The 14,885-nt window shown below is 40.3% G+C and carries 5 protein-coding genes; all 5 read left to right on the forward strand.

The window, feature by feature from the left end; all coding sequences use genetic code 11:
- Positions 1 to 8: 8 nt before the first annotated feature.
- A complete protein-coding gene (locus H6G96_RS32540) occupies positions 9 to 1,271 on the forward strand; it encodes a cytochrome P450 (protein WP_190917365.1) in 1,263 nt (420 codons plus the stop codon).
- A 21-nt stretch (positions 1,272 to 1,292) separates the two neighbouring features.
- A complete protein-coding gene (locus tag H6G96_RS32545; protein ID WP_190917367.1) occupies positions 1,293 to 10,277 on the forward strand; it encodes a non-ribosomal peptide synthetase/type I polyketide synthase in 8,985 nt (2,994 codons plus the stop codon).
- Positions 10,278 to 10,309: 32 nt separating this feature from the next.
- Positions 10,310 to 11,620, forward strand: coding sequence for an MFS transporter (locus tag H6G96_RS32550; RefSeq protein WP_190917369.1), 1,311 nt, complete (start codon positions 10,310 to 10,312; stop codon positions 11,618 to 11,620).
- 182 nt (positions 11,621 to 11,802) lie between these two features.
- A complete protein-coding gene (locus tag H6G96_RS32555) occupies positions 11,803 to 13,872 on the forward strand; it encodes a vanadium-dependent haloperoxidase (protein WP_190917371.1) in 2,070 nt (689 codons plus the stop codon).
- Positions 13,873 to 14,153: 281 nt separating this feature from the next.
- A complete protein-coding gene (locus H6G96_RS32560; protein ID WP_190917374.1) occupies positions 14,154 to 14,756 on the forward strand; it encodes a ferric reductase-like transmembrane domain-containing protein in 603 nt (200 codons plus the stop codon).
- Positions 14,757 to 14,885: the final 129 nt, after the last annotated feature.

Genomic DNA, 14,885 nt, shown 5'->3' on the forward strand with positions numbered 1-14,885 from the left:
TAGTCAGAATGACACAACTTATTCATCAAAATGGTAAAACTGCTACTCCTAGTAAAAACCATAATTCAGGAGCAACAAAAATTAGATTTAACCCTTTCTTGCCTGATTTTTACATCAATCCCTATCCAACTTATCGCCAACTGCAAACTGAAGATCCTGTCCATTTAAGTGCAATTGGAGCCTGGATAATTACTAGCTATACAGATGTAGCTAAAGCTCTGCGTGACCCACGTCTTAGCTCTAAACCATCAGAGATTTCCAGCTATTCTCAGCGTCAACAAGGTAGTTCTCTTGTAGGTAGTTTCATTAGCGATATTTTGTTCTTTCGTGATCCTCCCGATCACACCAGATTGAGAAGACTCATCGGTAAAGTTTTCAATACGCGTGTAGTAGAAGAAATGCGCCCACGCATTCAAGAAATTGTCAACGAACTAATCAAGCAGATAGAAGAAAAAAGCGATCTAGATATCATTGCTGATTTTGCCAAACCTTTACCAGTCACCGTCATCTCTCAGATTTTAGGAATACCTGTTGAAGATCGTTACCAACTGAAACAGTGGTCTTATTGGTTGGGCTATATTTTTGATCCCATGAAGGCGTCAGATGTATCCCAACAACTTACCCAGTCAATCGTAGAGTTTAGAGAGTATTTGACAGGGCTGATTGCTAAACGACGGCAAAAACCTGAGAATGATTTGATCACTGCGCTAATTCAAGCTAGAGATGAGCAGGATAAGCTAAGTGAAGAAGAACTGTTAGTGACGTGTATGTTGTTGTTCGCCAGTGGTGAAGAAACTACAGTAAATTTGATTGGTAATGGAGTACTGTCTTTACTACGTCATCCAGATCAGCTAGAAAAGTTGCGACAAAATCCTTCGCTTATTCAAAGTGCAGTTGAAGAATTACTCAGATATGAAAGTCCATTACAAATCAGTGGCAGAACGGCTATTGAAAATATAGAAATTGGTGGAAAATTAATAAAAAAAGGGCCACCAGTTTTTCTCATTCTTGGAGCCGCCAATCGAGATCCTGCTCAGTATCACAACCCTGATCAACTTGATATCACCCGCGCTAATAACAACCATTTTGCTTTTGGAGATGGCATTCATTATTGTATGGGAGCTGCTTTAGCACGAACTCAAGGTCAAATTGCCATTAATACATTAGTGCAAAAATTACCTAATTTAAAACTCCAAACCAATAAACTAGAGTGGCGAGAAAACGTCTTTTTACGAGGGTTAAAGAAGCTCCCCGTTAGCTTTGGAAATTAAAGTCATTTAAGGATGAGCAACATGGATAGGGAACCAATCGCAATTATCGGTATAGGTTGTCGTTTTCCTAAAGCTAAAAATAAACAAGCTTTTTGGCAGCTGTTGCAAGAAGGTATAGATGCAATTACTGAAGTACCACCAGGACGCTGGGATGGGAATACTGTTTACGCAGAGGATGGAGAAACACCTGTCAATAGTTGTTTGGGTGGGTTTTTGGAAGATTTAGATCAATTTGATCCGCAATTTTTCAAGATTTTTCCGAAAGAAGCTGTCAGTATTGATCCTCAGCAACGGCTGTTACTGGAATTAGCTTGGGAAGCTTTAGAAGATGCTGGTCAAAAACCAGAGCATCTAGCAGGGACAAAAGCTGGCGTGTTTATGGGTATCAATGGCTTTGATTACTACACGCTGTTGATGGATAACCCAGCACAAAACATGGATGCCTATGTTGGTACAGGTAACACCAACTGTATTGCAGCTAACCGCATTTCCTATTTGTTTGATTTCACTGGCCCTAGTTTAGGAATTGATACAGCTTGTTCCTCTTCTCTAGTTGCAGTTCATCTAGCCTGCCAAAGTATTTGGAATGGAGACTCAACCCTAGCTTTAGCAGGAGGAGTAAGGATTATTTTATCCCCTTGGATTGCAATTAGCTTTGGTAAAGCAGGCTTTATGGCTCCAGATGGACGTTGTAAAGCGTTTGACAGTCGGGCAAATGGCTATGTTCGCAGCGAGGGTGCTGGTGTTGTCTTACTCAAGCCTCTTTCCCAAGCTATGGCTGATGGTGATTTAATATATGCCGTGATTAGAGGGAGTGCAGTTAATCAAGATGGACGTAGCAATGGTTTAACTGCACCAAATCCTTGGGCGCAAGAAGCACTACTACTACAAGCTTATCGGCAAGCAGGGATTTCTCCTCATCAAGTGCAATATATAGAGGCTCATGGTACAGGTACACAACTAGGAGACCCAATAGAAATGAAGGCTCTTGGTAAAGTACTTGCACAAGGCCGTGCTCCAGGAAGTGATTGTCTCGTTGGTTCAGTCAAAACTAATATTGGACATTTAGAAGCAGCAGCTGGCATTGCAGGTTTAATCAAAGTTGCACTCTCACTTTATCATCGTCAAATTCCACCTAGCCTACATTTCCAACAACCTAATCCGTATATTCCTTTTAAGAATTTGCCGTTACGTGTGCCAACAACTTTAGAACCTTGGCCAGAAACAACCGATATGGCGATCGCTGGCGTTAGTTCCTTTAGTTTTGGCGGCACTAATGCTCATATAGTATTAGCAGATGCACCTAAAGTTGCAAGAAAAGAGCCTGTTGTTGATAGTCCTTTGCATCTACTGACTTTATCAGCGAAATGTGAGAAGGCACTGCAAGATTTAGCAAAGCGTTACCTAGATTTTTTGGCATCTCATCCTCCAGTATCCTTAGCGGATGTCTGCTTTACAGCTAGTACAGGACGCTCTCATTTCGAGCATCGTCTGGCATTAACTGCTGGTTCAACTCAGCAATTAACACAACGGTTGGACACTTTTTGTCAAGGACAAACACCTATCGGTTTAGCTAGTGGTTCTGTACGCAGTAAACAACAGCGGAAAATTGCTTTTCTATTTACCGGACAAGGATCGCAATATGTGAATATGGGGCGGCAACTATACGATACCCAACTTGTATTCCGCAAGACTTTAGAGGAATGCGATCGCCTGCTGCAACCGTATCTCGAAAAATCCCTGTTATCAGTTTTATTCGCAACCACAGACACGCACTTAATCAACCAGACAGTTTATACTCAACCTGCCCTGTTTGCTCTAGAATATGCGCTGGCCCAAATGTGGCAATCATGGGGTATATCTCCGAATATAGTCATGGGACACAGCGTTGGTGAGTATGTAGCGGCCTGTGTAGCAGGAGTTTTCAGCCTGGAAGACGGATTAAAGCTCATAGCTGAACGTGGACGGCTGATGCAAGCTCTACCACCAACAGGTATGATGGCAGCTATATTTGCAACACAAGAGCAAGTCCAACAAGCAATTCTTCCCTATCTATCTCAAGTTAGCATTGCTGCTGTTAACGGGTCTCAACATACAGTAATTTCCGGCGAACGAAACTCTGTAGAGTCCATAATTCAACAGTTGCAAGCTCAAGGAATAGAATCTCGCTCTTTGCAAGTATCTCATGCCTTCCACTCACCCTTGATCAACCCCATGCTCGACCAATTCGAGCAAATAGCTAGGCAAGTTCAATATCATCACCCGTGTATCCCTATTGTCTCCAACCTTACAGGGAAAATTCTCACGCCCGAAGAAACTATCGACGCTATTTATTGGCGACACCATACCAGAAAAGCTGTTCAGTTTGCAGCCGCTATCCAAACTTTGATTGAGCAAGATTACGATCTATTTCTAGAAATAGGGCCTCATCCTGTTCTGTCATCAATGGGTAAACGCTGTTTGACAACAGAAAATGCCACTTGGCTACCTTCAATGCAAAAAGAGCAAGACGACTGGTGGTTAATCTTAAATAGCCTCGGTAAATTATACACAAATGGCATAGAAGTAGATTGGGCGAGCTTTCATCAAGGCTACCAGCGTTCCAAAATTCATTTACCAACTTATCCCTTTCAGCGCAAACGTTATTGGATAGAATCTGTTAAAACCATGAATCAACCATTAACAATGAATAAATCTCATGCCAACGTAATGGATGTATCAAGCGATATATCAAATGGAAGAAATAGCCCTGCTATTAAAAGAGAAAAAATTAGCTCTACTTTGCTGCCTTTAATAGGACGTTGGTTACATATAGATAACCTTAATGAACTAAATGTCCATGCAAATTTTTTAGACCTTGGTGCTGATTCAATTAGTCTTTTAGAAGCTGTTAGGAGTTTAGAAAAAACCTTTGGCGTTAAAATAGAAGTCCGTCAATTTTTTGAAGATATACAAACTGTAGATAGTCTAATCACATATCTTGAGCAACACCTACCAGCATCATGGGGCTTAGAGATTTTTAATCGACCAGATTTAAAAATCTCTAAAAAAGCTGAAATATCTCAGTTTGAAACTATTAATCAAGTTTCTCAAACTGTGCAACAGTCAGTTCAACAACATCAACCAGTACAACCCGTATCTTTGAACTTTAATCCAGCCACACAAAATCAAGTAAGTCGTTCATTGTCCGAATCGCCGCTAACAGGAATTATTGGGCAACAATTACAACTAATGTCCCAACAAATGGAACTGTTACGTAGTGAAGTTTCGTTGCCAAAACAGTTATATCAAACAAGTACCACACCAATTGAATTCACATCATCTCAGCCCCAGTTGCTATCTGCAAAAACTACCGATGCTTTTGCCAATCAAACTCCACAAACTTCTGTTATTAAGACAGCTACATCCCAACCAACAGTTATTCCTGTTCAATCTAACGGTAAACTCTCTGCGTCTTCTTCATCTACTAATTCTTTAGGACGCAGAAATACATTAAAGCCGCAGCAACAAGAATATCTTGATGCCTTCATTGCTCGCTACACCAACCGTACTCAAGGCTCTAAATTACTAAAACAAACCTACCATCCTGTTTTAGCAGATAAAAGAGCTGCTGCTGGGTTTCGTCCAGCCATCAAAGAAATGATTTATCCCATTGCCGGCAAACACTCTCAAGGTTCTAAAATTTGGGATGTAGATGGCAATGAATATATTGATATTTCAATGGGCTTTGGGGTGCATTTGTTTGGTCATGCTGCACCTTTTATTATGGAGGCTTTAGAAGCGCAGATTAAAGAAGGGATTCAAATTGGTCCACAAGCCAGATTAGCAGGTGAAGTTGCTCAACTGTTCTGTGAACTAACAGGTATGGAGCGTGCTTCATTCTGTAATACAGGTACAGAAGCAATAATGACAGCAATACGTTTAGCTCGTGCTGTTACAGGCAGGACTAAAATTGCTTTCTTTGCCAATTCCTATCATGGTCAATCAGATGCTACTTTGTTTGTTCCATCTTTAACGGAAGATGGTAAACCTTGTGTATCTCCATTGAATGGTGTACCTCAATATATGGCCGAGGATACACTAATTCTCAAGTATGGCGATGCACAGTCTCTTGACCTAATTAAGGAATATGCAGGAGAACTAGCAGCCATTTTGGTTGAGCCGGTACAAAGTAGTCATCCTGACTTACAACCAAAAGCATTTCTGCAAAATTTAAGAGATCTGACAGCTAACAATGGTATTTTGCTAATTTTCGATGAAGTAATCACAGGATTCCGCTTACATCCTGGCGGCGCTCAAGCATGGTACGGGATTCAAGCTGACTTAGCTACTTATGGCAAGGTTGTTGGCGGTGGAATGCCAATTGGTATTTTGGCTGGCAAGGCCAAATATATGAATAGCATTGACGGGGGCTATTGGAATTATGGCGATCAATCCTATCCTCAAGCAGGAACTATTTTTTACGGAGGAACCTTTAATAAAAATCCTCTGACTGTTGCTACGACGCTTGCTGTCTTGAAATATCTTAAACAGCAAGGGTCTGCATTACAAGACAATTTAAATCAGCGTACAGCACAGTTCGCGCAGAGACTTAATAATTATTTCCAGCAAGAAAATGTGCCCATCCAAGTTATTTATTGCGGATCGTTGTTCCGTTTTATTGCGGTGAGCAATTCTAATAATGTTAACTTGTTTGCAGACTCCAACATAGAAATGGATTTGTTCTATTATCACCTCATTGAAAAAGGGATCTATGTTTGGGAAGCGCGGAGATTGTTTTTATCCACTGCTCACACTGATGAAGAGATTGATTATGTAATTCAAGCTGTGAAGCAGAGTGTCAAAGATATGCGAGCAGGCGGTTTTTTTTTAGCTTCTCCTGAGTTACTCAATCATAAGCAACACTCTGGAAGTATAAATAAAACCACTACTACCGCTACTGATATGATTGCAGATGTCGCTCACACTATAAATCAAGAAATAGCAACGGTGGATAATGAATTTTCTGCATGGAAAGTTCTACCAGCGCCAGAGCAGCGACATCTGCCTTTTCCTCTGACAGATATTCAGCAAGCTTATTGGTTGGGGCAGAGTAATGCTTTTGAACTAGGAAATCTGCGAGCGCATACTTATGATGAATATGAAGTTTATGATTTGGATATCAATCGATGCCAGCGAGTTTTGCGGAGGTTGATTGAGCGACATGATATGCTGCGGGCAGTGATTTCGCCAGATGGACAACAGCAAATTCTAGAGCAAGTTCCAGATTATAAAATAGAGGTTGTTGATTTGCGAGGTCAGGAGCCAGAAGTAATTACAGCCTGTTTAGAATCGGTACGACAGCGCATGATTCAGCATGGATCTAGTACTGATGAATGGCCTTTGTTTGAAATTAAAGTCCATCAACTTGATGAACGGTGTTTTCGCGTTCATTTCAGCGTTAGTTTGATGATTTTAGATGGTATATCTGACGGTATTGCTACCCAAGAATTTTGCAAATTTTATCAGAATCCTGATATTTATCTTCCTCCCTTGGAGCTATCTTATCGAGACTATGTATTAGCCTTGAATAAATTCCAAAATTCCAAGACTTATCAAAACTCTTTGGCATATTGGAAAAATCGCCTGTCTACCTTACCCCCTGCTCCAGAATTACCTTTGGCAAAAAATCCTGCTTTAGTATCACAGTCAAAATTTGTCCGCCGGACTGGAAAATTAGCTCCAGAAAGTTGGCAACGGTTTAAAACTAAAGCTACTCGGTTAGGACTGACACCGACAAATGCCCTGTGTGCAGTTTATTGTGAGGTGCTGGCTGCTTGGAGCAAAACTCGCCATTTTACTGTTAATATCCTGTTTTTTAATCGTCTGCCTTTACATCCTCAAGTTGATGATTTGATAGGTAATTTTAGCTCTACCATTTTGTTAGAAGTAAATTATTCCCAATTTGCTGCCTTTGCCACTAGAGCTAAACGTCTGCAAAGTCAATTGTTTACTGATTTAGAACATAGTGATGTTAGTGGAATACAAGTATTGCGCGAACAAAGCCGCATAGAAACCAAGACTTCCAAAGCGGCAATGCCAATAGTGTTTACTAGCAGTTTGAATTTGCAGCCTCAAGGTAACGAAACGATCGCAGTACCACTGTCAGGGAAATTAATTTGTAATGCTTTGCAAACACCCCAAGTGCAGATTGACCATGAGGTTTACGAACAAAATGGAGCGCTACTATGTAACTGGGATGTAGTTGAAGAAATATTTCCAGAGGGAATGATAGATGATATGTTTAGTGCTTATACTCATCTTCTGGAGCGTTTAGCTGATGAAGACGAGGCATGGCAAGAACAGTCATTTCAACTGCTACCAGCCAGACAGTTAGAACAAAGAATAGCTGTTAACAGCACTGATGCGCCGATAACAAAGGCCATGCTGCATACTTTATTTGCAGAACAAGTAGCCGAGCGATCGCAGCAAGCAGCAGTTGTGGCAGCAAACAAGACCTTAACTTATCAGGAATTATATCTTTACTCTCATCAAATAGGACGTTGGCTGAGGCAGTTAGGCACTCGTCCTAATGTACTGGTGGCAGTTGTGATGCAGAAAGGTTGGGAGCAAGTTGTTGCCGTTTTGGGAGTTCTGCAATCTGGAGCCGCTTACTTACCAATCGATCCAGCCCTACCCCAAGAGCGCCTTCAATATCTAATAGCCCAAAGTGAAGTCGGCTTAGTATTGACACAATCCTGGCTTAAGGACAAAATACAATGGCCTAAAAATATCCAACTACTGTGCATTGATAGCGAGGATATAGAAAATATAGGCGATCACCCCTTAGAACTGATTCAGCAACCAGAAGATTTAGCCTACGTTATCTTTACATCAGGCTCCACAGGTTTACCCAAGGGTGTAATGGTAGATCATCGCGGTGCTGTCAACACAATTTGCGATCTAAACAAACGCTTCGGCGTTGGGTCTGAGGATCGAGTGCTGGCCTTATCTTCCTTAAATTTTGACTTGTCAGTATATGACATTTTTGGTACTCTGGCTGCTGGCGGTACAATAATTCTTCCCGATGCCGATGCGCTCAAAAATCCTGCCCATTGGACTCAATTACTGATAAAAGAAAAAATCACAATCTGGAATTCTGTACCCGCCTTAATGCAGATGTTGGTTGATTATGCCTCTAGCTATGATTTATCAGCCTGTTCTCTACGCCTAGTGCTTTTGAGTGGCGATTGGATTGGAGTTACATTACCAGATCAAATTAAGTCTTTATTTGCCGGAGTGCAAGTGATTAGTTTAGGAGGAGCTACAGAAGCTTCTATCTGGTCTGTCTGTTATCCCATTACGACGGTTGCTCCTACACAATCTAGCATTCCGTATGGCAAACCAATGACCAATCAGCGCACTCACATCCTCAATGAGAATTTAGAACCATGTCCAGATTGGGTAGTCGGTAATCTCTATCTAGAAGGTATTGGCTTGGCAAAAGGTTATTGGCGAGATGAGGAAAAAACAAATGCTCAATTTATTGTTCATCCTCAGACCGGAAAACGTTTGTACAGGACAGGGGATATTGGGCGTTATCTCCCTGATGGCAACATTGAATTTCTGGGTAGAGAAGACTTTCAAGTTAAGGTTCAAGGCTACCGCATTGAGTTAGGAGAAATTGAAAGCGCACTTAGACAACACCCAGCTATACGTGATGTATTTGTGACAGCAGTTGGTGAAGTTCATAGTAGCAAGCGTTTAGTAGCTTATGTCCGTACCGAGCAAAGTTTGATTGCAGATGTTAATGAGCTACGAAACTTTCTTGCACATAAGTTGCCAGAGTACATGATTCCAACTGCTTTTATTGTCTTAGAAACTTTTCCATTGACTCTTAATGGTAAAGTAGACCGCAAAGCGCTACCAAATCCTGAAACAAGGGTGACTGAAAGACAAAGTAATTTTGTTGCACCTGCTGATGCACTGCAATTGCAATTAACACAGATTTGGGAAGAATTGCTGAATGTCCATCCTGTAGGTATTCGAGATAATTTCTTTGAGCTAGGAGGTAATTCTCTTTTAGCTGTGCGTCTGATGGCTAAAGTTCACAAGCTATATCAACAAGAACTTTCATTATCAACACTTTTACAAGGGCCAACTGTAGAACATTTAGCTAATGTTTTACGCCAACAAACAACCAACCAGCGCTGGTCATCTTTGGTAGAAATTCAGCCTAGTACTTCTCAAATACCTTTGTTTTTCGTTCACCCAGTCGGCGGAAATGTGCTGTGCTACGTAGATTTAGCCCGTCATTTAGGAAGTGAGCAACCATTCTATGGTTTACAATCTGTAGGTCTTAATGGAGAACAGCCGCCTTACACTACGGTTGAAGATATGGCTGCTCATTATATCCAAGAGCTGCGGACTATCCAGCCTCAAGGGCCTTATTTACTAGGAGGTTGGTCGATGGGTGGACTGGTAGCTTATGAAATGGCACAGCAATTGCATCAACAGCAGCAGGAAGTTAGCGCATTAGTTTTATTAGATAGTCGTGTGCCTACTTTTACACCTAACTTAGATGATGCTACACTTTTGACATGGTTTGCTAGAGATTTAAGCGGATTAGTTGGTAAAAATTTCCCACTATTACCCGACGAAATCCAAAATCTCAAATCAGAAGCAGGATTGCATTACCTTTTAGAACAAGCAATTAAAGCCAATATTTTGCCGTCAGATATTGAGGTAACACAAATGCAACGTCTGCTAGAGATTTTTAAAGCTAACACACGCGCTATGTGGAACTATCAACCAAGGGTTTATGCACAGCCAATGGTGCTAATCCGTCCCAATGAAGTATTTTCAGTAGATTTTGATGATTTTGGCGATGCCAGCTGGGGTTGGCATAAGTTCGCCCAACAGCTAACAATCCAGACTATATCAGGTAATCACTACAGTATTTTGGCTCAACCCCATGTGCAAGTTTTAGCACAACAGTTGCGAGAATACTTGGCTCAGGTAGTCTAAAGAAATTATTTCCAGGCGAATAGGATACTGAGATGGAACAACGTGCTGTTGCGAAAAGAATGCGGGTTTTTATCATTATCTGGTTAGGACAACTTGTGTCTTTGGTGGGTTCTGGTTTGACAAGCTTTGCCTTGGGTGTTTGGGTTTATCAACGCACGGGGTCGGTAACTGATTTTTCACTGATTTCTTTATTTACGACCTTACCGTTGGTTTTGGTTTCACCCTTTGCAGGTGCTTTTGTAGACCGTTGGGATCGACGGAAAACGATGTTTTATAGCGATCTAGGGGCTGGTATAAGTACTATAGCGATCGCTTTACTCTTGTTTTCCGGTCGGTTGGAATTGTGGCATATTTATTTAGCAACAGCCGTTAGTTCCATCTGTAAAGCTTTTCAATTACCAGCCTACACCGCAGCTAGTACTACTTTGGTGCCTAAAGAGCATCTTCATCGGGTAGGCGGTCTGACTCAAATGGGTCAATCTGTCGCTGAACTGGCTTCACCTGTACTTGCAGGAATACTAGTTGTAACTATTCAAATTCAGGGTGTACTTTTAATCGACTTCTGTACTTTCTGTTTTGCTTTAATTACGTTACTGATTGTTAAATTTCCTAAATATGAAAGTACGAATGTTGATGCTATTAAGAAATCTTCGCTGCTAGGTGATATTTCCTCTGCTTGGCATTACATTACAACACGGACTGGACTACTAGGATTGCAGATATTTTTCGCAGCTACTAACTTTCTGCAAGGAATTGTGGAAGTTTTAGCTACACCGCTGATTCTTTCTTTTGTTTCGCCTGCTGTTGCTGGTAGTATACTTTCTATTGGCGGCAGTGGGATGCTCTTTGGCAGCATTGTGATGAGTATCTGGAAAGGCCCAAAACGCCGCGTCAATGTTGTGTTTGGTTTTTTGTTCCTCAACGGATTGAGCATGATTGTCGCAGGGTTGCGCGCTTCGCCTGCTCTTTTTACTCTTGCTGTTTTCCTTTTCTGTTATGGTCTACCAATGATCAACGGTTCTAACCAAATAATTATCCAACGCAAGGTTCCGCTTAATTTACAGGGAAGGGTTTTTGCTTTGAGTAAAATGATCTCTGGAATTTCCTTTCCAGTCGCCTATCTTGTGGCTGGGCCTCTGTCAGATTACATTTTTGAGCCTTTGATGGCTGTTAACGGACCTCTAGCTGACAGTATAGGGCAGATTATTGGTATTGGCAAAGGGCGTGGGATTGCTTTACTATTCATTGTTATAGGAACACTGACGATGATAGCGACAGTTATTGCTTACCAATATCCTCGTCTGCGACGGGTAGAGGATGAAATACCAGATATAAGTATCTAAATCCTAACGCTGAGATAAAGTCTGGATTGTTGAGATTAGCAGTCAATTTTCTCTTGTAACTAAAGCATAGTTGCTTGTTCTTTCTCAAAAACAGGCAGATTGGTGTGACTTGAATACCTATGCCTTAAGCTTTTTATCTGCAAGTTTAGTTAATACCCATTTACATAAGGAATAGAAAGCTCATGAAAAAGCAATCATCTAAGTTTGTGATAGATTGGACTGAAATTGAAGATTCTTCACCTATACCTTACCCCCAGCGTCAAGTTAGTGACCGCTACAATTACAAAGACTGGTCAAACTCTACAAAAGCAACACCAGTCCTCAATCTAATAAACATACCTGACGCTCAAACTCGATTTGACTTTAAGGATGCTGATTCTAAAACAAAATTATGGACTGGTGATGTTGGTGAGCGCACTGATATAGCATCACTAAACAGTTCAATAAAGCTAGATAAAATTCCAGCTTACAATCAAGAGCACCAACTACTTACTGCTATCAATAAGCAAATTTTATCTTCTTGCTCTAGCAAAACTAAAACTTCTACAAAAACTGAAAATTTTATGCCAGATATATCAATTACTTTTGACAAAATTGAAGAACCAACAATTTTTCCAGACGAACGCGGGAAAGTTAACGTTGTTGTCAGCAATCAAGGTCAAGCAAAATTCAAAGGGCCTTTAACTATCAACCTTTATGCTTCAACAGATTCAATTTTAGATAATTCCCCCCTGAATACCCTCAACCCTGCATTAGAAGGAACAGATGAGTTATTAGGTAGTTTGGATTTGTCATATTTGAACTTAGTGCCAGGCGAATCTAAAACTTTTACACTCAACTTTGCTGATGCTAAATTTCGTACTCCTAGTGTGGTGTCACCTGGAGCTTATTATTTGTTAAGTGAAGTTGACCTCAATAACACCATCGTTGAAAGTAATGAAAACAACAATCTCAACAGCATTTTTGTTTCAACGCCTGGAACTGATGTTGTACTCGATTGGAATTCTACCCTATTTAATGCCATACAAGCGAATAACATTAAAATAGGCAATAAATTGGAACAGGGTGATATTGAAGGAGCGTTAGAACTAGCTGCACTTGATCCGCGTAACGCCGCAATAGTTCACTTGGCAATATATGATGCTGTAAATGCAATTGATCGTAGTCACGCTTCTTATTTTGTTAATATAGACCCATCGGAAACAGTTAGTGCATCGCTGGAAGCCGCAGTAGTTGGCGCAGCCTACCAAACACTAATCAATCTATATCCAGGAGAAAAAGACGCATTCGAGGCGCAAAAAACTCGGTCTTTAGCAGAGATTCCCAACGGCGAAGCTAAAGAACTTGGCTATAGTTTGGGAGTACGTGTTGCTAATGAAATACTGCAATTACGGAGTAATGATGGTGCAATAGAAGCATTTATTAAACCTTATACAGCCCAGCCTATTCCTGGTGTCTGGCGACCAACTATTAATAGTAGTACAGATGAGATTGGTGGCGAAGCATTATTGCCTGGCTGGGGTGATGTTACTCCGTTTGCAATATCTAGTGTGGAAGATGTTATCCAAAGTGCTGGGTTAGAAGGCCCTCCAGCGTTAGATAGCATTCAGTATGCAGAAGAACTGGAACAAGTTCGATTATTTGGTGGTTTAGAGGATACTGATATTACTGACGTTATTCGCACCCCAAAACAGACTGAAATCGCTAATTTCTGGGCTTATGATCGCTCCGACACATTTGGAGAACCTTACAACCTCATTGCTCAAAGGGTAGCTTTACAACAAGGTAATACCATAACAGAAAATGCCCAATTGCTTGCACTCATGAATATGGCGATCGCTGATGCAGGTGTCGTTGCATTTGATGTTAAATATACATACAATCAATGGCGACCCATTACAGGAATTCGTGAGGCTGATACAGATGGTAATCTATACACAGTTCAAGATCCTAATTGGAAATCACTACTAGACACTCCATCACATCCTGACTACATAGCGGCCCACTCTGCATTAGGTGCTGCGGCTGGTACAGTTTTAGCTTCTTTCTATGGCACTGATAACATCAGCTTTAATCTTACTTCGCAAGAATTACCTGGTGTTGCTCGATATTTCCAAGGTTTTAGAGATTTTGTAGAAGAAAATTCTATCAGCCGTTTTTATGGTGGGGTTCATTTACCTTCATCAAGCGAAGCTGGTTTACTTGCAGGTACCGCTGTTGGCAATTACGTAGTTGATAATTTTTTAGTGTAGTAAGCTACAACACTTATCTACATTTGTTACCAATTAACGTTAATTTTAGGGTAGGCGTGAAATCTAACCAAATTACATTATTTATTCCTACCCTAAATTACCGCTACTTTAAACATTAAATCAGTAAACAGTAAACGGTTACCAAAGCGTATCCTGTTGTATTACAGCGCACTAACGGCTATTATCAACTGGTGAGTATAAGTTAAGGATAATACATCACTCACTGTTTACTAATAAATCCTTACCGATAACTGTTAAAAACAGGCTTAAAGGAAATAGTTATGCGACAAGTAATTGTAAATAGCAAATCTTATCTTACTTCAGGAATATTAGCTTTAACTATCTACTTAATTACGTTATGTTTGGCTTTCTTTTGTAATCCTGTACCTTTGGCTAATTTATTAGGTTTTTTTTCATTAATAGCTTATATCACTACGTTAATACCAAGCATATTTAAAAGAGCTTTTCCAGTTTATAAAAATAGTAAAGCTATAAAATTTTTAATGAATAAACGACGATACATTGGTATTGCTGCTTTCTTTTTCGGCTCAAATCACGGATTACTACTATTAATTCAAAGAGAAATCAATTTACTTTCACCCTTAACGTATATTGAATACTTTCAAGGGATATCTATGCTATTTATTTTCAGTATTTTAGCAATAACATCAAATGATTGGAGTGTAAAGAGCTTAAAAGTTTATTGGAAAAAGATACATCGATTAACTTATTTAGTTACGTTGTTATTGCCTTGGCATATTTTAGATAAAATGTCAATTCACTGGACTTATGTAACCCCATTTGCAGTATTGTTTTCATTAGTTAATCTCTGCATTTTTATATTTTCAAGATACAAAAAACAAGCTAGCGCTAATTTTAAATAATCCAGGACTTACGCAACTGGCACAGGCGATCGCTAATTACTGGTACTTTAGTACTATATAACTGACGTAACTGGCAGAGGCGATCGCTCATAAAGAGTATTTTTGTACTATAAAAATGCACATGAAATG

It is taken from the genome of Nostoc sp. FACHB-892, from assembly GCF_014698795.1.
Taxonomy (GTDB): domain Bacteria; phylum Cyanobacteriota; class Cyanobacteriia; order Cyanobacteriales; family Nostocaceae; genus Nostoc.

Bases quoted from the DNA above. Each gene is read 5' to 3' on its own strand.
- H6G96_RS32560 (WP_190917374.1), top strand. From the start codon at position 14,154: ATGCGACAAGTAATTGTAAATAGCAAATCTTATCTTACTTCAGGAATA.
- H6G96_RS32545 (WP_190917367.1), top strand. From the start codon at position 1,293: ATGGATAGGGAACCAATCGCAATTATCGGTATAGGTTGTCGTTTTCCT.
- H6G96_RS32550 (WP_190917369.1), top strand. From the start codon at position 10,310: ATGGAACAACGTGCTGTTGCGAAAAGAATGCGGGTTTTTATCATTATC.
- H6G96_RS32540 (WP_190917365.1), top strand. From the start codon at position 9: ATGACACAACTTATTCATCAAAATGGTAAAACTGCTACTCCTAGTAAA.
- H6G96_RS32555 (WP_190917371.1), top strand. From the start codon at position 11,803: ATGAAAAAGCAATCATCTAAGTTTGTGATAGATTGGACTGAAATTGAA.